This window comes from Tepidicaulis sp. (assembly GCF_965222285.1).
Classification (GTDB): Bacteria; Pseudomonadota; Alphaproteobacteria; order Parvibaculales; family Parvibaculaceae; genus Tepidicaulis.
Genome location: NZ_OZ244942.1, coordinates 3,242,215 through 3,264,266, shown reverse-complemented (window position 1 = coordinate 3,264,266; position 22,052 = coordinate 3,242,215). Strand labels below are relative to the sequence as shown.

Here is a 22,052-nt window from a genome sequence, read left to right as displayed (position 1 = left end):
GATATGAACTTTTCTCTGACGCGCCGGAACGTTTCGCTGCTTACGCTGGCACTGCTTGCGGTGTTCTTCGTTTCGTTCAATCTCTTCGCCAATCTGACGTTCCATTCGGCCCGGCTCGATTTGACTGAGAACCGGCTTTTCACGCTCTCGGAAGGCACGCGCACGCTGCTTGAGAACATCGAAGAGCCGGTGACGTTGCGTTTCTTCTATTCCGAAAGCCTTGCGACCGATTATCCGCGTATCCGCACTTATGCGGGCCGGGTGCGCGACATGCTGGAAGAGATGCAAGCGGTGGCGGGCGATGAGCTCATTCTGGAAGTGATCGATCCTGAACCCTTTACGGAAGAAGAAGACCGGGCCATGTCACTCGGCCTGAAAGGCGCCCCGACGACGGAAGGTGAGGTCATTTATTTCGGTCTGGCGGGCACCAACCTCGTCGATGGGCGCGAGGCCATTCCTTTCTTCTCGGACGAGCGCGAAGAATATCTCGAATACGATCTCATCCGCATGATCCAGAACCTGAGCGAGGCGGAAAAGCCGGTGCTGGGTGTGGTGACGAACCTGCCGCTCGACACCGGGGCGGGCGGGCTTCTCGCCGCCATGAAAGGCCAGTCGGTTTCTTTCATGATCTATGAGGAACTGCGCAGCCGCTTCGACATCGAATTTCTGGAACAGGATTTTACCCGTGTGCCGGACCGGGTGGACACGCTGCTCATCGCCCATCCGCGCGATTTGAATGAGACGACGGAATATGCGGTCGATCAGTTCATCGTCAAAGGCGGCAAGGCTCTGATCTTCATCGATCCCCATTCCGAGGTCAGCCTGACGGCGGGGCCGAACGGGGAGCCGGTGCGCGGGTACACCGAAGCCTCCAACTTGCCGCGCCTCATGGACGCCTGGGGTGTTGAGATGCCGGCCGATGAAATCGTCTCGGACCGCGCGCTTGCCCAGCGCGTGCAGGCCGGTTTCGATGTGCGCCGCCAGGAAGTGGATTATCCGCTCTGGCTCGCCATCGGTTCGGAGCAGATGGATGAGAACGATCTTGTGACCGCGGATATCGACCGGCTCAATCTCGGCACGGTCGGTCATCTCGTCAAACGCGAGGGGGCTGAAACACGCCTGACGCCGCTCGTTACCTCGTCCAAGGATTCCAAACTGCTCGATCTGGAGTATGTCAAAAGCGGACCGCGTCCGGACGAGCTGGTGCGCGATTTCAATCCGACGGATGACGCTTACATTCTGGCCGCGCGTGTGGACGGGGTTATGTCCTCGGCGTTTGCGGATGGTCCGCCCGATCCGGCTGGCAATGAGGAAGCCGAACGCGAGCAGACCGCTGAGGCGCATGTCGCTGAAGGCACCGAAGAAGCCAATCTTATCATCGTCGCGGATTCGGATATTTTCGATGACCGGTTCTGGGTGCAGACGCAGAGCTATCTCGGCGAGCGGGTGGCGCAGCCCATCGCGGACAATGCGAAATTCGTTTTGAATGCGGCGGAGAATCTTTTGGGCGCCGATGAGCTCATCTCGCTGCGCACGCGCGAGCGCTCCGAGCGGCCTTTCCTTGTGGTGCAGGACCTGCGGCGCAAAGCCGAGGAGCGCTTCCTGCAGGAAGAAGAAGCGCTACAGGCCGAAATCAGCGCGGCGGAAGAGCGCCTCACCCAGCTTCAAACCCGCGCGGGCAGCGAGCTTGGCGGGCGCGACGTGCTTTCCCAGCGTGAGGCAGAAGAGATGCGCCGCATCCGCCATCAGCTAGCCGACAGCCGCAGCGAGCTGCGGCAGGTGCAGCGCAATCTGCGCCGCGATATCGAGGCGCTGGGCGGGCAGGTGCGTTTCATCAATGTGGCACTGATGCCGGTGCTTGTGGCTTTCGCCGCGCTGGGCGTTGCCTGGTACCGGCGCCGGCGCCGGCTGAAATATTCGGGCCGCTAAGGCCTCTCGAGCAGGAGAACTCATGGCCGATCAACCGCAAAAGAGCGCGCTTCGCTGGCTTGCCGGTCTTGCCGTCGTGACGGGGCTGAGCGTTATCGGCGCGGTGACGGCGGTTCTCACGCAGCAAAGCGCGACCGAGGTGCGCTTCGAGCCCAAGCCCTTTTTCGAAGATCTGGAAACCGGCATTAATAAAGCCGAGCGGATCGTCTATACGATCGGCAAAGGCTTGAGCGGGGAATCCAAGATCACGCTGAAGCGCAAGGAGGGCGAAGGCTGGGTGCTCGATCAGCGGTTCGATTTTCCGGCAAAGCCCGAGCTTGTGCGCAAGCTCATCGTAGGGCTTGTCGAGCTTGAAGCTTTCGAGCCGCGCACCGCCAATCCCGAATGGCACCGCCCGCTCGGGCTGACGGCGCCCGAAGATCTCGGCCGGGCCGTCCGTATCGAGGTGCTGGACGGGGAGGGCGCGCGTCTTGCCGCGCTGCTCGCCGGCGAGGTGGTGGAAGATACCCAGGATGCGCAGGGCCGCGGCCTTCTTTATGCGCGCAAAGACGGCGACGATCAGGCCTGGCTTGCGCGGGGGCGGCTGCCGCTTCTCAAAAACGTTTCCGAGTGGCTGGATCTCAAAGTCTTCGAACTGCCGCGCGAGGAGGTTAAACGCACCGTGCTTTGGGCGGAGAGCGAGGAGCCGGTCATCATTGCGCGGGAAAGCGCGGAGGAAACGAATTTCACGCTGAGCAATGCGCCGGAGGGGCGCACGGGGCGCGGGGCGGCCATCGTCAATGGCAGCGCGACGGCGCTGGTCGGGCTCGTGCCGGAAGATGTGATCCCCGATACCAATCTTTCCTTCGATGAAGGCCCGCTCGCCTTTACCGAAACTTTCAGCGGTCTGCGCCTTAATGTGCGCATGACGGGCAGCGCCGATGTGCTTTGGGCGAAGATTTATGCCGAGGCCGATCCGGCGCTCGTGCCCGAAAGCGGCGATCTTGATGCGGTGCGCGCGCGGGCCGACGCGATCAATGCGCGCACGAGAGGCTGGGCTTTCCGGCTCGATCAGCCGACCGCCGTTAAACTTGCCCAGTCCATGCAGGCAATCACGCGCCCGTCCGATGCGGATGGGCTAAAGACTGGTAAGTAAGACGGACAGTAAGAAAGGCGTTCTCTATCTGCAGGCAGGTAGTTTGCTGCCAGAGGAAGCACTACTCGGCGAAGCGTTACATGTCGAGCTTGGCGGCGCCCAGAATGGGGCCCTGGCCGTCGGTCTGCAGGATTACGGCACAGCCGTCATAGCCCGGAGAGGCCAGGCTTTCCATCGCCACTTCCATATGCAAGGGCTCGCCCTTCCACATGCCGATGGGCACCATGTCGCGTACGACATTGGTGTAGGAAAGCTCGCGGCCGCGGTTTTCCCCGCGTTTGATTTCGACCGTCGCCTGATCTTCGAAATAGACCATCCAAAGCGTCGCCTCGACATTGCCGAGAAGCGGATTGGCGCCGACCGCAATCTGCACGGCATTTTTCTCGCGTGTCAGGCTGACTGGCACCATCTCGCTTGGCGCGCGGTTTTGCTGCGCCTCGATCGCGCCGGTTACTTCCTTGCGGCGGGAGCCGACAACATCATCGACGCCGTTGATCACCATTTGCGGCGTATAGACCGTGCGCGCGCCCATATTGGCGGCATAAGCCTTTTGCCGGCGGGTATTGGAGGGCGAGGCGAGTGTGTCCTTCCAGCCGAGATAGTCCCAATAATCGACGGAGAGGGACAGCGCCAGCACGTCCTGACGTTCGGCAAGCTCATGCAAGAGCGCATCGGCGGGCGGGCAGGAAGAACAACCTTGGCTTGTAAAGAGTTCCACAACGACAGGCATGGCCGTGCTCCCTGCGCCGCTTGCAGCGGTGCCGGAAACGGCTGCGGCCAGCGGGCGCGGCAAAAGCGTCAAGGCTGCACCGCCACCCAGTCCGCGCAATATGGTACGCCGGGATATCGTCATGGTTTTAACATAGGTCAGGCTCCCCACACGGGCGAGTCAACTTGGCTTGATGGCGAAAAGCAAGCGATCTCAAAGAAAACGGGGCGCTTTTTTAAGCGCCCCGCTTCCCGGCTTTATACTTTGTGATCGGCCGGCAGATCAATCCGCCGCCAGACCCCGCAGCACGTAAGGCAGGATACCGCCATTGTTGAAGTAATCGACTTCATCCTGCGTATCGATGCGGGCGAGCAGCGTAATATCCTTAACGCTGCCATCCTTGTAAGTGATCGTCGCCTTCACCTTCTGGCGCGGCTTGACCGAAGACAGGTCCTCGATCGTCACGGTCTCGGAGCCGTCGATGCCCAGGGACTGCCAGCTCTGGCCTTCCTCGAACTGCAGCGGGGCAACGCCCATGCCGACCAGGTTCGAGCGGTGGATACGCTCGAAGGACTGGGCGATCACGGCGGAAACGCCGAGCAGGTTCGTGCCCTTGGCCGCCCAGTCGCGGCTGGAGCCGGTGCCGTATTCCTTGCCCGCGAAGATGACGAGCTGAGTGCCGCGTTCTTTGTACTTCATGGCGGCATCGTAGATCGGCATCTCCTCGCCTTCCGGCTGGAGCTTGGTCACGCCGCCTTCCACGCCCGGCACCATCTGGTTCTTGATGCGGATGTTGGCGAAGGTGCCGCGCATCATCACTTCGTGGTTACCGCGGCGCGAGCCGTAGGAGTTGAAGTCCTGCACACCGACCTGGTGACGCGTCAGATACGCGCCTGCCGGGCTTTGCAGCTTGATGGAGCCTGCCGGCGAGATGTGGTCGGTGGTGATCGAGTCGCCGAAGAGGCCCAGAATGCGGGCATCCTTGACGTCCTCGAAGCCGGGTGCTTCGGGGCGCAGGCCTTCGAAATAGGGCGGGTTCTGCACGTAGGTCGACTCGCCGTTCCAGGCATAGGTCTGGCCGCCCGTCACTTTGATCGCCTGCCAATGCTTGTCGCCCTTGTAGACGTCGGCATAGCGCTTGCGGAACATTTCCGGCGTCACGCAGGAGCGCACCGTTTCGGCGACCTCCTGATTGCTCGGCCAGATGTCTTTCAGGTAGATGTCCTTGCCGTTCTTGTCCGTGCCGATCGGATCTTTGGAAATGTCGATCGTGGTCGAACCGGCAAGGGCGTAGGCGACGACGAGCGGGGGCGAAGCGAGATAGTTCGTCTTCACATCCGGGCTCACGCGGCCTTCGAAGTTGCGGTTACCGGAAAGCACGGAGGAAACGACCATGTCGTTCTCGTTGATGGCTTTCGAGATCGGCGTGGGCAGCGGGCCCGAGTTGCCGATACAGGTCGTGCAGCCATAACCGACGAGATCGAAGCCCATGGCGTCGAGATCGTCCTGCAGGCCGGCTTTTTCCAGATAGTCGGTGACGACCTGGGAGCCGGGGGCCAGCGAGGTTTTTACCCAGGGCTTCACCTCCAGGCCGAGCGCGCGCGCCTTGCGGGCGACGAGACCGGCTGCCACCAGAACCGAGGGGTTCGAGGTGTTGGTGCAGGAGGTGATGGCGGCGATCACCACATCGCCGTGGCCGAGGGTGAAGTTTTCCCCTTCCACATCGACGCGGCGGTGGGCTTCATCGCCCTTGCCGAATTCATCGGCAAGCGTCTTGGAGAAGCTCTGCGCCACATTGGAAAGCGCCACGCGGTCCTGCGGGCGTTTCGGGCCGGCAAGGCTCGGCTCGACGTCGGAAAGGTCGAGCTCCAGCGTGTCCGTGAAGACCGGATCGGGCGTGTCCTTGGTGCGGAACATGCCCTGTTCCTTGGCATAGGCTTCCACGAGCTTGACGCGGTCTTCGTCGCGGCCGGTGGCGCGCAGGTACGCAAGCGTCTGCTCGTCCACGGGGAAGAAGCCGCAAGTTGCGCCATATTCCGGCGCCATGTTCGAGATCGTCGCCTGGTCTTCCAGGGTCAGATGATCGAGGCCCGTGCCGAAATATTCGACGAACTTGCCGACCACGCCCTTTTTGCGCAGCATTTCGGTGATGGTGAGCACCATGTCCGTCGCCGTCACGCCTTCTTTCAGCTTGCCGGTCAGTTTGAAGCCGATCACTTCCGGGATCATCATGGAGACGGGCTGGCCGAGCATGGCCGCTTCCGCCTCAATGCCGCCGACGCCCCAGCCAAGGACCGAGAGGCCGTTGACCATGGTCGTGTGGCTGTCGGTGCCGACGCAGGTATCGGGATAGGCCATTTCGACGATATTGCCGGCGCCGTCTTTTTCCTGGCGGGTCCAGACGGTCTGCGCCACATGCTCCAGGTTCACCTGGTGGCAGATGCCGGTGCCGGGCGGCACAACGTTGAAATTGTCGAAGGCCTGGCTGCCCCAGCGCAGGAACTCATAGCGCTCCTTGTTGCGCTGATATTCCAGATCCACGTTTTCCTTGAAAGCGGTCTGGGTGCCGAAGCTGTCCACCATCACCGAGTGGTCGATGACGAGATGCACCGGCACTTGCGGGTTGATCTTGTCGGCGCTGCCGCCGAGAGCGGAAACCGCATCGCGCATCGCAGCAAGGTCCACAACGGCGGGCACGCCGGTGAAGTCCTGCATCAAAACGCGGGCCGGACGATAGGCGATTTCGCGCGTGCTCTTGCGCGTTTCCAGCCAGCCCTTCAGGGCCTTGATGTCGTCGGCGGTGACCGAACGGCCGTCTTCGAAGCGCAGCAGATTTTCCGCCAGAACCTTGAGCGAGAAGGGCAGGCGGGAGATTCCGTCCAGACCGTTCTTCTCGGCCTCTTTCAGGCTGTAGAACGTGTATTCTTTCGAGCCCACTTTCAGCGATTTATACGCGCCGAAGGAGTTCTTACCGAGGGGCGACAGACTCACTTTACTCGTTGTCCTTTTAACTGAGGGTTTCTTGGTTTTGGGCGCGGCCTTGGCGGCAGCCTTGGGAGCGGCTTTCGTCTTGGCTTTAGGCGCCGATTTTGCCGCCGTCTTGCGGGCGGCAGGCTTTTTCACCGCGGCTTTTTTCGCCGTGGTCTTTTTTGCGGCCGTCTTCTTGGCAGCCGTTTTCTTTTTGGCCGGGCTCTTCTTCTTGGCAGCGACCTTTTTCTTCGCTGCCTGCTTCTTGGCGGCGACCTTGCGCTTCGTCGTCGCTTTGCCGGCGGTCTTCTTCACCGCTTTTTTCTTGGCGCTTGCCTTACGTTTCGGCGCAGCCTTTTTCGCGGCGGTCTTCTTCTTGGCCGCTACTTTCTTTTTGGCAGCGGTCTTTTTCTTGGCGACGGTTTTCTTTTTCGGTGCCGCTTTCCGGGAAGCGGTTTTCTTCGCAGCGGTTTTCTTTTTGGCTGCGGTTTTTTTCTTCGCGGCCGTCTTCTTGGCCGGGGCCTTTTTCGCCGTCTTCTTCACGGCAGCTTTCTTGGCCACCTTTTTCTTGGCAGTGGTTTTCTTCGCCGCCGACTTGGTGGCGGCTTTCTTTGCCACCTTTTTCTTGGCGGTTTTCTTTGCCGTGTTTTTCTTGGCTTGGGCTTTGGCCATGGTCCTCATCCTCATGCTTGATGCCGTCTGCGGGAGCGGCGCAGACATTGGTCTCGTATGCGTCCCTCAGTGCCGCTTTGATGGCCGGAAACCGGTTTTGGGTGGCCGGCCAGTGGGGCGCGGAAATCTTTTGCGGAGCTTTTGAGCTGCTATAAAGCCCAAGCTCACGCGCTTGTCGATATACGCGGCGCGAAAAGACGGAAAACTCGTGCTAAAACTCATAAAACAAAGTCTTTGCGCGGGCGCGACTATAATAAGTTTCTCCAGCGGATGCTACGTCTGAGAGGATGAAAATAGACCGGCAAGGCATGGCAGAACGGTGACATGCAGGCCGTTTTTAAAGAAGCCGCGCCCGGCCAGTTGCGAGGGAAATGCATGACGACATCACAAGCGGTTCGTGTCGAGAAGAACGGTCCCGTCACCACCATCCTTTTGAACCGGCCGGAGGTGAAAAATGCCGTCGACCGGCCCACCGCCAAGGCGCTGGCGGAGGCCTTTGCTGCTTTCGAGGCGGATGAAGAGGCGCTGGTCGGCGTTTTTTGCGGCAGTGAGGGAACATTTTGCGCCGGCGCGGACCTGAAAGCCGTCTCGCAAGGGGGCGGCAACCGAGTCACCCCGGTTGCAGCGGGCATGGAATTCGACCGTCTGTCGCCGGAAGGGCCGATGGGCCCCTCGCGCATGCTGCTGTCAAAACCCGTGATCGGTGCGGTATCGGGCTATGCGGTGGCGGGGGGCATGGAGCTTGCCCTTTGGTGCGACATGCGCGTCATGGAAGAGGATGCGACTTTCGGCATCTTCTGCCGCCGCTGGGGTGTGCCGCTGATCGACGGGGGTACGGTGCGCCTGCCGCGCCTTATCGGCCAGTCGCGGGCCATGGATCTTATTCTGACGGGCCGGCCCGTTGGCGCGCGTGAGGCGCTGGAAATGGGCCTTGCCAACCGCGTCGTCCCATCCGGCAAGAGCCGGGAAGCGGCGGAGGAACTGGCGCGGGAGATCGCGAAATTCCCGCAGCTTTGCCTGCGCCATGACCGGCTCTCGGCCTATGAGCAATGGGACATGCCTTATGCCCAGGCCATGGCCAATGAAACGCGGCACGGGCTTGAAGTGCTTTCCTCCGGCGAGACGCTGGAAGGAGCCAAGCGCTTTGCGGGCGGCAAGGGACGGGGCGGACGTTTTGACGACATTTAAGGCAGAGCGCCCTTATCCGCCGCTCACGCTGAAAGGTGACGGGCTGGCCTGCGAGCGCGGCGGACGGCTGGTTTTCGATGGGCTATCGTTCGAGGCGCGCTCAGGCGACATCCTCCTCGTAACGGGGCCGAACGGTTCGGGTAAGAGCACGCTTTTGCGCCTTCTTGCCGGGCTTTTGGAAAAAAGCGCAGGCGAGATGTCGCTGCAAGGCATGGAGAGGCAGGGCGAGGTGAGCGATTACCTTCTTTATGCCGGCCATCTCGATGCGGTGAAGGGCGGGCTTTCGGTTGCCGAGAACCTGGCCTTTTGGGGTGCGCTTTATGGCGATGTGGCATCGGGGGCGGCATCAGGCGCGGCGCTGGACGCGGCCTTGGCCGCCTTTGCGCTCGATCATCTTGCCGATCTGCCCGCCGATGTGCTGTCCGCGGGCCAGAAGAGGCGGCTCGGGCTTGCCCGGCTTGCTCTTATCGAGCGGCCTATCTGGCTTCTCGATGAGCCTTCCGTCTCTCTCGATGCGGAAAATGTGAGCCGTCTTGCCCGCCTTATCGAGGCGCATAGCGCGCGCGGCGGTATCGTGCTTGCCGCGACCCATGCCGATCTTGGCCTTGGCGGTGCCCGGCGGCTCGATCTGCGGGGCATGAGCAGCGGGGCGGCGGCATGAGCGCGGTTCTGATCCTCTTGCGCCGTGAGCTGAAACTTGCCGCCCGCGCGGGCGGCGGCGGGGGCATGGCGGTCGCCTTTTTCCTGATTGCCGTCTCCATCGTGCCTCTGGGGCTCGGGCCCGATCTTAATTTGCTGGGGCGCATCGCGCCGGGCTTTCTCTGGGTGGCGCTTTTGCTCTCGGCGCTCTTGACGCTCGACCGGCTTTTCCAGGCCGATCAGGAGGATGGCTCGCTCGATCTTTTGATGCTGGCGCCGCTTTCGCTGGAAGTGACGGTCTTCATCAAAGCCCTTGCCCATTGGCTGACAACGGGCCTGCCGCTCATTCTGGCCGCACCCTTTCTCGGGCTGATGCTCAATCTGCCGGAAAACTCCATCCTGCCGCTTGTTATAGCGATGCTGGTGGGCTCGCCCGCGCTCTCGCTTTTAGGCGCGGTGGGCGCGGCGCTCACCGTTGCCATCCGCCGGGGCGGGCTCTTGATCTCGCTTCTGGTGCTACCGCTTTATGTGCCGACCCTGATTTTCGGGGTGAGCGCGGTTTCCAATGTGCTGATTTCCTCCCCGGGCTCGAACGGGCAGGCGAGCCTTTTGCTCCTCGGCGCGGTGTCGCTGGTTGCTCTTGTGGTGGGCCCGCTGGGCGGGGCGGCGGCGCTGCGGGCGAATTTGCGGTGAACAGGGGAGACATCATGAATGCAGCCATGATCGCGGCAAAATGCCCTCTCACCCTTGCTTGTCTTGCCGGAGGGGCGCTGCGGCGCTAAACCAATCCCCATGGTCAGAAATCTTCACGCCCTTGCCAATCCGACCCGCTTTTTGCGGCTTTCCGGGCTTTTGCTGCCGGTGATCTGGCTTTTGGCTTTGGGGCTGCTCGGCGCCGGGCTCTATATGAGCTTTTTCACCGCGCCGCCCGATTATCAGCAGGGCGAGACGGTGCGGATCATGTTTATTCATGTGCCCGCCGCCTGGCTGTCGCTCTTCGGCTATACGCTGATGGCCGGGGCGAGCGCGACGGCGCTGATCTTCCGCCATCCGCTGGCCGATGTAGCGGCGAAATCGGCGGCTCCCGTCGGTGCGGCTTTCACGTTTCTGGCGCTTGTTACGGGTGCGCTCTGGGGCAAGCCCATGTGGGGCACCTGGTGGGTCTGGGATGCACGGCTTACCTCCGTGCTGATCCTGTTCTTCCTTTATCTCGGTTATATGGCGCTTTGGGCGACGATCGAGGAGCCGGTGCGCGCGGCCCGCGCGGCAGCGGTGCTGGCGCTGGTCGGCTTCGTCAATGTGCCGATCATTCATTACTCGGTTGAATGGTGGAACACGCTGCATCAGGGCGCAAGCGTGCTCCGGCTCGACGGGCCGGCGATCCATCCTTCCATGCTCTGGCCGCTGCTCGTCATGGCGCTGGGCTCGACCTTCTTCTTCCTCGCCGTCATGCTGACGCGGATGCAGGCGGAGATTTACCGCCGCCGCGTGCGCCAGCTGCAGCTTGCCCGCGCGAGCGCGGAAGCGGGAGCCTTTTGAGCATGGCCGAATTTTTTCATATGGGCGGCTATGCGCCTTTCATCTGGCCGAGCTTTGCGCTCTGGGCGCTGGTCATGACGGGGCTTGCGCTTTGGGGCCTGGCCGACAGGCGCCGGCAAATGGCCAAGGTGCAGGAGCTTGAAGAGAAACTGGGCGGGCGCCGCCGGGCGTCCGGCGCGAGGGCTTCGGGTGCTAGTGCTGCAAGTTCCGGCGAAGCGGGAGGGCGCTGATGCGCTGGACCGCGTTCATTCCCGCCGTGCTTTTCGCCGCTCTCGCCGCGCTTTTCTATTTTGCGATCTTTGCGGGCGATCCCTCCGAGTTGCCATCGGCGCTGATCGGCAAGCCGGTGCCCGAGTTTGATCTGCCTCCCGTCGAAGGGCTGGAGACACCCGGTCTTGCCGCGAAAGACCTGAAAACCGGCGAGATGACGGTGGTCAATGTCTGGGCCTCCTGGTGCGTGCCTTGCCGTCAGGAACACCCGCTGCTTGAAACGCTGCGCCAGCGCGGCGCGCGTCTCGTGGGGCTTAATTACAAGGATCAGCCGGAAGCCGCCCGCCGCTTCCTCGGCACGCTCGGCAACCCCTTTGAACGGGTGGGGGCGGACCGCTCGGGGCAAGTCGGCATCGATTGGGGCGTTTACGGGGTGCCGGAAACTTTCGTCGTCGACGGCGAGGGTAACATCATCCACAAGCATGTCGGCCCGCTCGCGCCGAAGGACATCGAAGAGACGCTGTTGCCGCTCATCGAGGGCCACGCCCGTTAAAGCTCTATTAGTCCTATTCCTTTATTAACCGGGTATCGCCTTGGTGAAACCATGGATGCGTGCGCGTGCCGGTAAAACCTTTCGTCAATCCTGTACATATTGCAGCTCAAGCCTATGCGGGCCGGACAGAGCGTCCGGGCGCGCCTGCTGCGCGCGGCCAGGTGCCGGGGCAAACGCAGCGCACGGAGCAGGCGCAAGGGGCGGCCCAAGCCCAGGCTCAGAGCCAGGGATTGCGCCACAGCACCTCCGGCGTTCAGGTGGAAATCAGCGCTGCCGCCCTTGAAGCGGCCAAGCGCCAGGGCCAGCAGGTGCGCTTGCCGGCTGAGCAGCCGCGCCAGGCAGCAGAAGCCCGCGAGGCGGCCGAGACCCGCAAAGCGCAGCGGACGGAGCGTGCCGAGGAGGCCCGCTTCGAGGCGAGCCGGGAAGCCGGGCGGCGCGAGGCGCCTTTCGCACATCTTCGTGATGATGCGCCTGTCCCCCGTTCACGGCCCGGATCGCTGATCGACATCACCGTCTGATTTTCCGCTTCCTTTCATGAAAGACAGGCAACAAAAAACCGGCCTCCGTTTCCAGAGGCCGGCTGATTGCGTTACCGCTGCGCCCGTCAGGCTTTTTTGCGGGCGGTCTTCTTTTTGGCGGCAGTCTTTTTCTTGGCAGCCGTCTTTTTCTTTGCCGCTACTTTTTTCGGCGCGGGCGCTGCGTCTTCTTCCGCCGTCACTTTCTCAGCCGAGTTGACGAGCTGGCCGAGCGCTTTGACGAGATCGCGCTGCACGGTTTTGGAGATGAGGCCGTTCAAAGCTTCTTCGGCTTTCGTGGCGCGCGGCATTGCGGATTGCAACGCCTTGCGGCCCGCTGCCGTGAGGCGCACGGAATTGGCGCGCGCGTCTTCGGCGGTGCGCTTGCGGGCCAGATGGCCGCGCTTGATCATGCGGCTGATCATGTCGGCAAGCGTCGAACGGTCGATGCCGGTGCGGTTGACGAGATCGGTCTGGCTCAGACCTTCCTCTTCGCTCACAGCTAACAGAACGATGAACTGGCGGGACGTCAGGCCGGTATCGGCGAGCGCTTTGGTATATTGATCATAGGCGAATTGCTGTGCCCGCCGGAGAAGATGGCTCAGCGAGCTGTCGAGCTCAAAGCCGGTGGATTTACGCGGTGCCATGCGGTGGAGACCTCCAACGTGTTTTTTTGGGATGGGCCGTGAGACGGCGCGCAGAGAATTTTGACGGGCAAACATATGCACATTTATGGCGTCCGCGCCAAGTGTTTCGCGAAACTGCGACGGTGATTGCAGTCACTTTCATGATATTCTGCGCGTGAAGTGGTGCCATATTACAACGCGGCGCGGGTGAAGCATGAGATGCGGCGTTTAATGTCCGTACCCGGAAAAGAGGTATTGAAAAGGGCTGCACCGTTTTTATGCGTTCGCCCAATCGGCGTGCAGGCTGTTTGAGAATCGCATGCTGTCCAATTCGTGAGAACTGAGTAATGACGGTCATGGATAAAGCGCGGCCCGCATGCGGATGATCTTTCAAAAAAGACATCTATATAAAAAGATGTAGAAGAACACGGGAGAAGCGGGATGGCGTGGCGATCAGAAATACCCGAACCGAAAATGGATGTTTCCTTCACCGAGCGCGTGCCGGAAGGCGATGATGTGGCGCGCGATGTTTGTGACACATGCGGGTTCATTCACTACGTCAATCCGAAAATCGTCGTCGGTTCCGTCGTCGAACATGAAGGCAAGATCCTGCTTTGCCGCCGCGCCATCGAACCGCGCAAGGGCTACTGGACTCTGCCGGCAGGTTATATGGAAAAGGGCGAGACGACGGAGGAAGGCGCAAAGCGCGAGGCCCATGAAGAAGCGCTTGCGCATATCCGCATTCACGATCTTCTTGCGGTCTATAACATTCCGCGCATCTCGCAGGTGCAGCTCATGTACCGGGCGAGCCTGTCGGTGCCGGAAATCGGCGCGGGACCGGAGAGCCTGGAAGTCGCGCTTTATGAGTGGGATGATATTCCCTGGGACGAGCTTGCTTTTCCCTCCGTCCATTGGGCGCTCACCCATTACCGCGCGGTCAAGGATCAGGAACGGATCGTGCCTTTCGGCAACCCGCCGGGCGAGCTTGGGAACCGGATGCCGCCAAAAGCGGAGTGAGAATTTATTCGGCAGGCCCGCGTGCGGGCTCTTCTCTATCTTCTTCAAGCTGATGGCGGCTGACCACGGGCAGCTGCGCCAGAGCGAAGACCATAGTGATCGGCATGATGCCGAAGACCTTGAAGCTTACCCAGAAGTCGGTGGAGAAGTTCCGCCAGATCACTTCGTTCAAGAGCGCGAGGAAGAGGAAGAAAAGCCCCCAGCGCAGCGTAAGCGTGCGCCAGCCTTCTTCGGTGAGCCGGAAAGCGCCGTCGAAAAGATACTTCATCGAGGCTTTGCCGAAGGCGAGGCCGCCCAGAAGACCGGCGGCGAAAAGCACATTCGTCAGGGTCGGCTTCAGCTTGATGAACTGATCGTCCTGCAGAAAGAGCGTCAGCCCGCCGAAGACCAGCACGAAACCGCCGGTCACGAGCGGCATCATCGGGATCTGGCGGTGCAGGATGTAGGACGCGCTGAGCGAAATGACGGTCGCGATCATGAAGGCGCCCGTCGCATAGAAGATGCTGGCCTTATCTGCCACATCGAACCAGGCCGCCGCCTTGGCATTGACCAGGAAAAACACCACGAGCGGGCCTACTTCCAGGCCCATGCGCAGCCATTGGCTGCCGCTCATGCCGGTTTTGTTGGGTGGCGCGGCTCTTTTCGGCTCTCCGCCGGTGTTTTGGTCAGCGGGAGCCGGTTCCGCCATCTCGTGGGGGCGCGTGTCATGCTTGTTCATGGCAGGCAATATAGGGTGGGGAAGCGGGGGCGGCAATGAAGGGCTTTAAGGTCCGCTCTGGGCGCGGCTCTGGGCGGCGCTGGCGGGGCGGGGTGCATCAGAGCTGCGCCGCCAATTCGGTTTCCCCGCGCAGCCCGGCTGCGAAAGGCCTCTTCGGCGGCGCAGAAGCGTTACTTACTTCTTGGCCTTTTTCGCTTTGGAAGCGGCAGCGCCGGCTTCTTTAGCGGGGGCTTTTGCGGTTTTGGCAGCGGCGGCCTTGCCGCCTGCCTTCTGAGTCTTCGCCATGTCTGGCTCTCCAGTAAAGGGGCCCCGCGTCCCCGGCACCATGCCGGCCGAAGGCCCGCTCAGTGATGCGGTGTTCCGAAGCGGTGACGACGTGCCGCCCGGAAAATGCCGCCAGATGATTTCGCCTTTAAGTTGATGATTCCGTCAATCGGAAAATGCGTAAGCGGAGCTTTTTTCGCATCCGGCGGCAACCCGTCCGGCAGGCAAAATAAAAAGGGCCCGGCGAGCGGGCCCTTTTTCGGAAAGACGGAATGTCTTAGACGGCGGGTGCGGCGGGCGCTGCCGGGGTGTCCATTTTCACCGGGGTCTTTTTGCGCACGGGGCCCTTTTTCTTCGCTGCTTTTTTCTTGGCAGCGGGTTTTTTCGGGGCGGCTTTCTTTTTGGCGGCAGCCTTTTTCTTCGGCGCTGCCTTCTTCTTGGCTACGGTCTTCTTCTTTGCCGCGGCCTTTTTCGTGGAAGCCTTTTTGGTTGCCGCTTTCTTGGTCGCGGCCTTCTTGGCTACCTTCTTCTTAGCTACCTTCTTCCGGGCGGTCTTTTTGGCCGGGGCCTTTTTCACCGCTTTCTTGGCAGCGGTCTTCTTTGCTGCCGTCTTCTTTTTCGGTGCTGCTTTTTTGGCAGCCGCCTTTTTCGTCGCCGCTTTTTTAACCGTCTTCTTGGCCGGTTTCGTTGCCATCGTCGTGGCCTCCTATAGAGGGGGGTGTCGCGCCACGCATGGCCATCCTGCCCCCGCAAGTCACAGTGACTCACCTCTCAAAAAATTTTGAGAGCTGCGGAATAAATTGGCGGTTACTTCTGCGAAGCTGTCAATCAAGAAGTGCTGATCAGGGAGCTGATCGATGCTTATTTTTCAGCACCTGTGATCGCGCGAGCAAAGTTTTTGGCATCGAAGCTTTGAAGATCGTCGATGCCCTCGCCCACACCGATGAGATGCACGGGCAGGCCGAAGCGTCCGGCGAGCGCGACGAGAATGCCGCCGCGCGCCGTGCCGTCGAGCTTGGTCATGACAAGGCCGGTCAGCCCGGCGGTCTCTTTGAAGACTTCCACCTGGTTGATGGCGTTCTGGCCCGTCGTGGCATCGAGCACGAGGAGCGAGAGGTGCGGGGCTTCCGGGTCGCGCTTCTTGATGACGCGCACGACCTTTTCAAGCTCGGCCATGAGGCCCGCTTTGTTTTGGAGGCGCCCGGCCGTGTCGATGAGAAGGACGTCGGTGCCTTCCGCCTTTGCCCGGTCTATCGCCTCGAAGGCAAGGCCGGCCGCATCGCCGCCGACTTTCGTTTCAACCACCGGCGCGCCGATGCGCTCCCCCCAGATTTTAAGCTGGTCGATGGCGGCGGCGCGGAACGTATCGCCCGCCGCGAACATGACGGACTTGCCTTCCGCCTTCAGCTTCGCGCCGATCTTGCCAATCGTGGTGGTCTTGCCCGAGCCGTTGACGCCGGTCACGAGCACGATGAAGGGCTTTTTGGCCGTGTCGATCTCGAAGGGCTTTTCGACGGGCGCGAGCACGGCGGCGATTTCTTCGGCCAGAATCTCGCGGATCTCTTCCGGGCTTACTTCCTTGTTGTAGCGGCTCTTGCCCACGGCCTCGGCAATTGCTGCGGCCTGATCGAGGCCCATATCGGCCATGATCAGCAGATCTTCGAGTTCCTGCAGCGTCTCCCCGTCCAGCTTGCGCTTGGTGAAGATGCCGCTCACCCCTTCGCTCAAGGCCTGGGTGGAGCGCTGAAGCCCCTCCTTCATGCGTTTGAAGAGGGATTTCTTTTCCGGTTTTTCAGGATTGGTCTCGTGCTCGCTCATGCGGGCAACATACCGATGAGCTTGCCATCCTCAAGCCCTTTGATCGTAAGCGGCAGGATTTCGCCTTCCCTTGCCAAAGCCGTCGCAGCGGCATCGGGCATGACCTGGAAGAAATGCGGCGTGCGCCCGAGGCCGGGTTTTTCCATCAGCACGTTCTGCGTGGTGCCGAGCGCGCTTTGCAGGGCGCTTGTCAGGCGCGCCTCGCCTTTTTCGCGCAGGCGCCGGGCCCGTTCCTTGACGATCGCACCGTCCACCTGCGGCATGCGCGCCGCCGGGGTGCCGGGGCGGGCAGAGTACGGGAAGACATGCAGAAAGGTCAGCTCGCACTCGTCCACAAGGCGGAGGGAGTTCTCGAACATCGCCTCGCTCTCGGTCGGAAAGCCCGCAATGATGTCGGCGCCGAAGGTCATTTCCGGGCGCAGGCGCTTGGCCTCCTTGCAAAAGGCAATGGCATCCTCGCGCGAGTGGCGCCGCTTCATCCGCTTCAAGGTCAGATTGTCCCCGGCCTGAAGCGAGAGGTGAAGATGCGGCATGAAACGCTCTTCTTCGGCGATGAGCCGCATCAGCGGTTCGTCCACCTCGATGGAATCGATGGAAGAAAGGCGCAGGCGCTCAAGCTCGGGCACGAGCTTCAAGATGCGGGCGCAGAGATTGCCGAGCGAAGGTTTGCCCGGCAGGTCCGCGCCATAAGAGGTGATATCGACGCCGGTGATGACGGCTTCGCGGTAGCCATTGGCCACTAGTTTGCGGATCTGGGAGACGACTTCGCCCGCCGGCACCGAGCGCGAATTGCCCCGCCCGTAAGGAATGATGCAGAAGGTGCAGCGGTGGTCGCAGCCATTTTGCACCTGAACGAAGGCGCGGGCGCGCCCCTCGATGCCTTCCACGAAATGGCTCGCCGTCTCGCTGACCGACATGATGTCGTTGACGCGCACTTTCTCGTTCTGGCCGAGGGAAAGGCGGGTGAAGCTTTCGCCCTTCAGCTTTTCCTCATTGCCGATCACCGCATCCACCTCCGGCATGGCGGCAAATTCGTCCGGGTCGATCTGCGCGGCGCAGCCCGTCACCACAATGCGGGCGAGCGGGTTTTCGCGGCGCGCCTTGCGGATTGCCTGGCGGGCCTGGCGCACGGCCTCGTTCGTCACCGCGCAGGTGTTGACGATGATGGCGTTTTCGAGCCCGGCCTTTTCGGCATGACCGCGCATCACTTCGGATTCATACGTATTGAGGCGGCAGCCGAAGGTGAGGATTTCGGCAGGCTTATCCTCCCGTTCCTCCTCGCCGCCTTGATGAAGATGCGCGCTCATGAGGCGCTCCTTCCGGCATAGGCTTCCCAGTCGAGCTCGCCTTTATAATCGAGCTCGGCGGGCCCGGTCATATAGACATGATTGTCTGCCTCGCGCCATTCGATGGTGAGTTCGCCGCCCGGCAGCGCGACTTGCACGATGCGCTCGGTCAGGCGCTTGCGGATCGCGGCGACGCCGGCCGCGCAGGCAGCGGTGCCGCAGGCCCGTGTCAGGCCCGCGCCCCGTTCCCAGACGCGCAAGGTGAGGTGGGTACGGCTGTCGACCTGCGCGAGCGAGATATTGGCGCGCTCGGGAAAGATCGGGTGATGTTCGAGCATCGGGCCGATCTGCGCGAGGTTATAGGCGTTCACATCTTTCACGAAAAAGATCGCGTGGGGGTTGCCCATATTCACGGCGGCGGGCGTGTGCAGGATCGGCGCGTCGATGGGGCCGATCTGCAATTCGATGCCGCGCGTGTCGCGGATTTCTTCTGAAAGCGGGATCTGGTGCCATTCAAGGCGGGGCTCGCCCATATCGACGGTGATAAGGCCATCCTTACCCGGCATGGCGCGCAAGGTGCCCGCCACGGTTTCGACCGCCACTTCGTCCTTGCCGCTTTCCTGCATCAGAAGATCGCCAATGCAGCGCGTGGCGTTGCCGCAGGCTTCCACCCGCTCGCCGTCATTGTTCCAGATATCCATGAACACGTCGCCGCCGTCCCGCGCCGGTTCGATGACGATGAACTGGTCGCAGCCGATGCCGCTTTCGCGGCTCGATATGGCGGCGACGATTTCCGGCGTCAGCTCCAACGGGCGCGCGCGGGCATCCAGCACGACAAAGTCGTTGCCGAGGCCGTTCATCTTCAAATAGGGCACGCGGGTTGCCATGGCTGCGCCTTTGATCTCGTAAAGCCCTGTTCCTCAGGGTTTCTATGCGCGTTATATGGCGAAAGAGGGGTAAATTGCCAATAAAGCCTTGCCGCAACCTTGTCGCAGGGCCGGGGTCGCAGGGCCGCGCGGAAGGGGAAAGGACACGCGATGGATGAGTTAAGAGACCTGGCGGGCCGGGCGGGAACTTTGCTGAAAGCGCGCGGAGAGCGCCTCGCGGTCACCGAATCCACCTGCGGCGGGCTGCTTTCCGCCGCTTTGGTCGCGCAGCCCGGCGCTTCCGGCTTTTATCTCGGCGGCGCGGTCATCTATACGCGCGAGGCGGGCCGCGCCCTTTACCGGCTGGAGGGGGCGCCGCTGAAAGGCAAAAGCCCGCTCACCGAGGATTATATCGCCGCCATTGCCGAAGGCTTCCGCGGCCAGATGGGGGCGGACTGGGCGCTCGGGGAAATGGGGGCGGCCGGGCCCGATCCTTCGCCTTATGGGCCGCCTGCCGGCACCGCCGCCATCGCCCTTGCGGGCCCCAGCCCCGCTGCCCGCATCGTTTCAACCGGGGTAGCCACACGCGCCGAGAATATGCGCCTTTTCGCCAAGGCCGCGCTGGAGCTGCTGATCGAGGGGCTGGAGGGGGCGTAAGCCCTCAACCCTCGTCACCCTCGCGCTCGACGCGAGGGTCCATAGAGAGGCTTCGATCCGTGGAGAAGCTGTTTGGACCCCGGCTCGCAGGCCGGGGTGACGGGCGGTGATAGTGGAAAGGCCCGGCCTCAAGAGAGAATGTCGATGACGTCCCGCTCCGTCTCGGAGACGGCGGCGAAGACCTTGGCATTGGCCTTATAGGCGTGTTCGGCCTGGAGAAGGTCGAGCGTGCCGGTGAGGAGCGTATCTTCTGGCGGCCGGGAGAGGGGCTGTGTGCCCGTCAGCGGGCCTGCCTGAGGCGTCTCGGGGGTGTTTTCGGACCGGGAGACGGGGGCGCGGGCAATCGTCTCCGCCGCTTTTGTAAAAGCGGAGGCTGCGGATTTAAGTCCCGTCAGGGCATGGGAAAGCGCACCGATCATGGGGCCAAGGCTAGCGGGGGCCTTTTACCGGGGTCTAAAGGAAAACGGCAGCATTTTAATGGCCCCTCGCTCCGGCCCTCAAAATGGCGCGATATAGCGATTATCTTGACTCTCAGCCTGCCTTCAGCCTAATTTCCGGCCACCTTTCGGAACAATCTGTCCCGAATGGTCCGGATGAGGCCAATTGGCCAGGATCACCACCTGTCGGCGAGGGTTCGCTCACAGGTGCAAATTTCTTTTGCGTATAAGGGTTTAGCGCAAGGCATGTTCGAGAATCTTCAGGACCGGCTTTCCGGCGTCTTCGACAAACTGACCGGGCGCGGCGCGCTGTCGGAAAAGGATGTCGATGAGGCGCTGCGCGAAGTGCGCCGGGCGCTGCTCGAAGCCGATGTGGCGCTGCCTGTCGCCCGCGCTTTCGTGGAGAAAGTGCGCACGCGCGCCGTGGGTCATGAAGTTCTGAAATCCGTCACGCCCGGCCAGCAGGTCGTCAAGATCGTCCATGACGCGCTGGTCGATACGCTGGGCGCGGAGGCGGCGGAAATCTCGCTCAACGCCCCGGCCCCCGTCGCCATCATGATGGTGGGCCTGCAAGGCTCGGGTAAGACGACCTCGACCGCGAAGATCGCCAAGCGGCTGATGAGCCGCGAAAAGCGCAAGGTCCTGATGGCCTCGCTCGACACGCGCCGCCCCGCCGCACAGGAACAGCTCAAAGTGCTGGGTGAGCAGAACGATATTCCCACCCTTGCCATTGTCGAAGGCCAGGAGCCGGTGGCAATTGCAAAGCGCGCCATGGAAGCAGGGCGTCTCGGCGGCTACGACGTGGTAATGCTCGACAGCGCCGGCCGGCTGCATGTCGATGAAGCGCTGATGGCCGAGATCACGCAGGTGCGCGATCTGGCAGGTCCCCATGAAACATTGCTCGTGGCCGACAGCCTTACGGGGCAGGACGCGGTGAATGTCGCCGAGCAGTTCCAGTCCCGCATCGGGCTGACCGGCATCGTGCTGACGCGGACGGATGGCGACGGGCGCGGGGGCGCTGCCCTTTCCATGCGCCATGTCACGGGCGTGCCGATCAAGCTTCTGGGCACGGGCGAGAAGATCGACGAGCTGGAGGATTTCGATCCCCGCCGCATCGCCGGGCGCATTCTCGGCCAGGGCGATGTCGTCAGCCTGGTGGAAAAAGCCGCTCAGACCATCGACGCGGAAAAAGCCGAGCGCATGGCGCGCAAGATGAAGAAGGGTCAATTCGACCTCGACGATCTTGCCGAGCAATTGCAGCAGATGGGCAAAATGGGCGGCATGGCGGGCGTGCTCGGCATGTTGCCGGGCATGGGCAAGATCAAGAAGCAGCTCGGCCAGGCCCAGCTCGATGACAGTATTTTCAAGCGTCAGGCGGCGATCATCTCGTCCATGACGAAACAGGAACGGCGCAACCCCAAAGTGCTGAATGCCAGCCGCAAGAAGCGTGTGGCCGCGGGCTCTGGAACCTCGGTGCCGGAGATCAACCGCCTGCTCAAGATGCATCGCCAGATGGCGGACATGATGAAGCAGATGGGCAAGAAGGGCATGAAAGGTCTTTTCGGCGGCATGGGAGGCGGTATGGGCGGCCTGATGGGGGGCGGCATGCCGGAGATGCCGAGCGATCCGAAAGAGGCCGAACGGCTTTTGCAGCAAATGGGCGGAAGCGGCGGTTTGCCGCCCGGCCTCGGGTCGAACTCGATTGCCGGTGGTGGCTTGCCGGGGCTGGGTGGCCCGGGCGGTCTTCCCGGCCTGCCTTCAGGGCGCGGCAAAAAGAAGTGATCTTGAGATTTTGAATTCAGATTTTTGAGTTCAGGGAACGGTTTTGAGGATTAACGGGCGCAAGCCCTTGAGTTGAGCGAAGAAAAGGAAGTTCAAATATGGCAACGAAAATTCGTCTGGCCCGTGGCGGCACCAAAAAGCGTCCGTTCTACCGGATCGTGATCGCCGATGTGCGCTCGCCCCGCGATGGCCGCTTCATCGAAAAGATCGGCACGTTCAACCCGCTCCTGCCGAAGGATCATGCAGAGCGTGTGAAACTCGACACCGAGCGTGCGCAGCATTGGCTCGGCCAGGGCGCCAAGCCGACCGACCGCGTCGCCCGTTTCCTCGATGCAGCCGGCCTCATCAAGCGCGAAGCCCGCAACAACCCCAATAAAGGCAAGCCGGGCCAGAAAGCGCAGGAGCGTCTGGAAGCTGAGCGCCTGAAAGCGGAAGAAGCCAAAGCTGCTGCCGAGGCACCGGCTGAAGAAGCCCCCGCCGAGGAAGCGCCGGCTGAGGAATCCGCCGAAGCCTGATTGGGGCCTG

22 protein-coding genes and 1 pseudogene are annotated in these 22,052 nt (G+C 61.9%); 15 read left to right on the top strand and 8 right to left on the bottom strand.

Features of this window, described 5'->3' with window-relative positions; translation table 11 throughout:
* Positions 1-3: 3 nt before the first annotated feature.
* Both ACOQOT_RS15610 and ACOQOT_RS15605 read left to right on the top strand, forming a co-directional pair.
* Complete coding sequence (locus tag ACOQOT_RS15610; protein WP_420560112.1) at positions 4-1,929, top strand: Gldg family protein; 1,926 nt, start codon at positions 4-6, stop codon at positions 1,927-1,929.
* 22 nt (positions 1,930-1,951) lie between these two features.
* Positions 1,952-3,064 carry a DUF4340 domain-containing protein gene (locus ACOQOT_RS15605; protein WP_420560111.1) on the top strand — a complete coding sequence of 371 codons (1,113 nt, stop codon included), beginning with the start codon at positions 1,952-1,954 and terminating at the stop codon, positions 3,062-3,064.
* Positions 3,065-3,140: 76 nt separating this feature from the next.
* Here the strand turns inward: ACOQOT_RS15605 and ACOQOT_RS15600 are convergent, their stop codons facing one another.
* Together ACOQOT_RS15600 and acnA are read right to left on the bottom strand one after the other, a co-directional pair.
* Positions 3,141-3,917, bottom strand: coding sequence for a DUF1223 domain-containing protein (locus ACOQOT_RS15600; RefSeq protein WP_420560110.1), 777 nt, complete (start codon positions 3,915-3,917; stop codon positions 3,141-3,143).
* 138 nt (positions 3,918-4,055) lie between these two features.
* Complete coding sequence (gene acnA, locus ACOQOT_RS15595; RefSeq protein ID WP_420560109.1) at positions 4,056-6,764, bottom strand: aconitate hydratase AcnA; 2,709 nt, start codon at positions 6,762-6,764, stop codon at positions 4,056-4,058.
* 31 nt (positions 6,765-6,795) lie between these two features.
* Here acnA and ACOQOT_RS15590 point away from each other — a divergent pair, with 31 nt between their 5' ends.
* The 8 genes from ACOQOT_RS15590 to ACOQOT_RS15555 all read left to right on the top strand — a co-directional run bounded on the left by ACOQOT_RS15590 (position 6,796) and on the right by ACOQOT_RS15555 (position 12,059).
* Complete coding sequence (locus ACOQOT_RS15590) at positions 6,796-7,557, top strand: hypothetical protein (RefSeq protein ID WP_420560108.1); 762 nt, start codon at positions 6,796-6,798, stop codon at positions 7,555-7,557.
* 230 nt (positions 7,558-7,787) lie between these two features.
* The gene (locus ACOQOT_RS15585) at positions 7,788-8,600 is read left to right on the top strand and encodes a crotonase/enoyl-CoA hydratase family protein (protein ID WP_420560107.1); all 813 of its coding nucleotides are present in this window, start codon (positions 7,788-7,790) and stop codon (positions 8,598-8,600) included.
* Entirely contained in the window at positions 8,587-9,261 is a 675-nt protein-coding gene (ccmA, locus tag ACOQOT_RS15580; RefSeq protein ID WP_420560106.1) for a heme ABC exporter ATP-binding protein CcmA, read from the top strand. Before ACOQOT_RS15585 ends, ccmA begins: the two co-directional genes overlap by 14 nt.
* Positions 9,258-9,932: a heme exporter protein CcmB gene (ccmB, locus tag ACOQOT_RS15575; RefSeq protein ID WP_420560105.1), complete on the top strand. Its 675-nt coding sequence runs from the start codon at positions 9,258-9,260 to the stop codon at positions 9,930-9,932. Before ccmA ends, ccmB begins: the two co-directional genes overlap by 4 nt.
* Positions 9,933-10,031: 99 nt before the next feature.
* The gene (locus ACOQOT_RS15570; RefSeq protein WP_420560104.1) at positions 10,032-10,778 is read left to right on the top strand and encodes a heme ABC transporter permease; all 747 of its coding nucleotides are present in this window, start codon (positions 10,032-10,034) and stop codon (positions 10,776-10,778) included.
* 2 nt (positions 10,779-10,780) lie between these two features.
* Positions 10,781-11,008, top strand: coding sequence for a heme exporter protein CcmD (gene ccmD, locus ACOQOT_RS15565; protein ID WP_420560103.1), 228 nt, complete (start codon positions 10,781-10,783; stop codon positions 11,006-11,008).
* The gene (locus tag ACOQOT_RS15560; RefSeq protein ID WP_420560102.1) at positions 11,008-11,541 is read left to right on the top strand and encodes a DsbE family thiol:disulfide interchange protein; all 534 of its coding nucleotides are present in this window, start codon (positions 11,008-11,010) and stop codon (positions 11,539-11,541) included. The genes ccmD and ACOQOT_RS15560 overlap by 1 nt, the downstream gene beginning before the upstream one ends.
* A gap of 65 nt (positions 11,542-11,606) precedes the next feature.
* A complete protein-coding gene (locus ACOQOT_RS15555; RefSeq protein WP_420560101.1) occupies positions 11,607-12,059 on the top strand; it encodes a hypothetical protein in 453 nt (150 codons plus the stop codon).
* An 86-nt stretch (positions 12,060-12,145) separates the two neighbouring features.
* On the opposite strand, the gene ACOQOT_RS15550 is transcribed toward ACOQOT_RS15555, so the two are convergent.
* Positions 12,146-12,703 carry a MarR family winged helix-turn-helix transcriptional regulator gene (locus ACOQOT_RS15550; protein WP_420560100.1) on the bottom strand — a complete coding sequence of 186 codons (558 nt, stop codon included), beginning with the start codon at positions 12,701-12,703 and terminating at the stop codon, positions 12,146-12,148.
* Positions 12,704-13,123: 420 nt separating this feature from the next.
* Between ACOQOT_RS15550 and ACOQOT_RS15545 the strand changes: the two genes are divergently transcribed.
* Entirely contained in the window at positions 13,124-13,699 is a 576-nt protein-coding gene (locus tag ACOQOT_RS15545; protein WP_420560099.1) for an NUDIX domain-containing protein, read from the top strand.
* Between the two features lie 4 nt (positions 13,700-13,703).
* On the opposite strand, the gene ACOQOT_RS15540 is transcribed toward ACOQOT_RS15545, so the two are convergent.
* Positions 13,704-14,312 carry a septation protein A gene (locus tag ACOQOT_RS15540; protein ID WP_420560098.1) on the bottom strand — a complete coding sequence of 203 codons (609 nt, stop codon included), beginning with the start codon at positions 14,310-14,312 and terminating at the stop codon, positions 13,704-13,706.
* 677 nt (positions 14,313-14,989) lie between these two features.
* Between ACOQOT_RS15540 and ACOQOT_RS15535 the strand changes: the two genes are divergently transcribed.
* Positions 14,990-15,466, top strand: a complete 477-nt coding sequence (locus ACOQOT_RS15535; protein WP_420560097.1) for a hypothetical protein — start codon at positions 14,990-14,992, stop codon at positions 15,464-15,466.
* Positions 15,467-15,542: 76 nt separating this feature from the next.
* Here ACOQOT_RS15535 and ftsY read toward each other — a convergent pair.
* From ftsY to dapF, 3 genes and pseudogenes are all read right to left on the bottom strand, one after another.
* Positions 15,543-16,475, bottom strand: a pseudogene (ftsY, locus tag ACOQOT_RS15530) (signal recognition particle-docking protein FtsY); the annotation flags it as partial.
* A 20-nt stretch (positions 16,476-16,495) separates the two neighbouring features.
* Positions 16,496-17,806 (bottom strand): tRNA (N(6)-L-threonylcarbamoyladenosine(37)-C(2))-methylthiotransferase MtaB, encoded by a 1,311-nt coding sequence (gene mtaB, locus ACOQOT_RS15525; RefSeq protein WP_420560096.1) that lies wholly within the window; start codon positions 17,804-17,806, stop codon positions 16,496-16,498.
* Entirely contained in the window at positions 17,803-18,672 is an 870-nt protein-coding gene (gene dapF / locus ACOQOT_RS15520) for a diaminopimelate epimerase (protein ID WP_420560095.1), read from the bottom strand. The genes mtaB and dapF overlap by 4 nt, the downstream gene beginning before the upstream one ends.
* A gap of 150 nt (positions 18,673-18,822) precedes the next feature.
* Between dapF and ACOQOT_RS15515 the strand changes: the two genes are divergently transcribed.
* The gene (locus ACOQOT_RS15515) at positions 18,823-19,308 is read left to right on the top strand and encodes a CinA family protein (protein WP_420560094.1); all 486 of its coding nucleotides are present in this window, start codon (positions 18,823-18,825) and stop codon (positions 19,306-19,308) included.
* A 128-nt stretch (positions 19,309-19,436) separates the two neighbouring features.
* On the opposite strand, the gene ACOQOT_RS15510 is transcribed toward ACOQOT_RS15515, so the two are convergent.
* The gene (locus ACOQOT_RS15510; RefSeq protein WP_420560093.1) at positions 19,437-19,727 is read right to left on the bottom strand and encodes a hypothetical protein; all 291 of its coding nucleotides are present in this window, start codon (positions 19,725-19,727) and stop codon (positions 19,437-19,439) included.
* Positions 19,728-19,991: 264 nt separating this feature from the next.
* On the opposite strand from ACOQOT_RS15510, the gene ffh reads away from it, so the two are divergent.
* Complete coding sequence (ffh, locus tag ACOQOT_RS15505) at positions 19,992-21,527, top strand: signal recognition particle protein (protein WP_420560092.1); 1,536 nt, start codon at positions 19,992-19,994, stop codon at positions 21,525-21,527.
* 98 nt (positions 21,528-21,625) lie between these two features.
* A complete protein-coding gene (gene rpsP / locus ACOQOT_RS15500; protein ID WP_420560091.1) occupies positions 21,626-22,042 on the top strand; it encodes a 30S ribosomal protein S16 in 417 nt (138 codons plus the stop codon).
* The last annotated feature ends 10 nt before the right edge of the window (positions 22,043-22,052 follow it).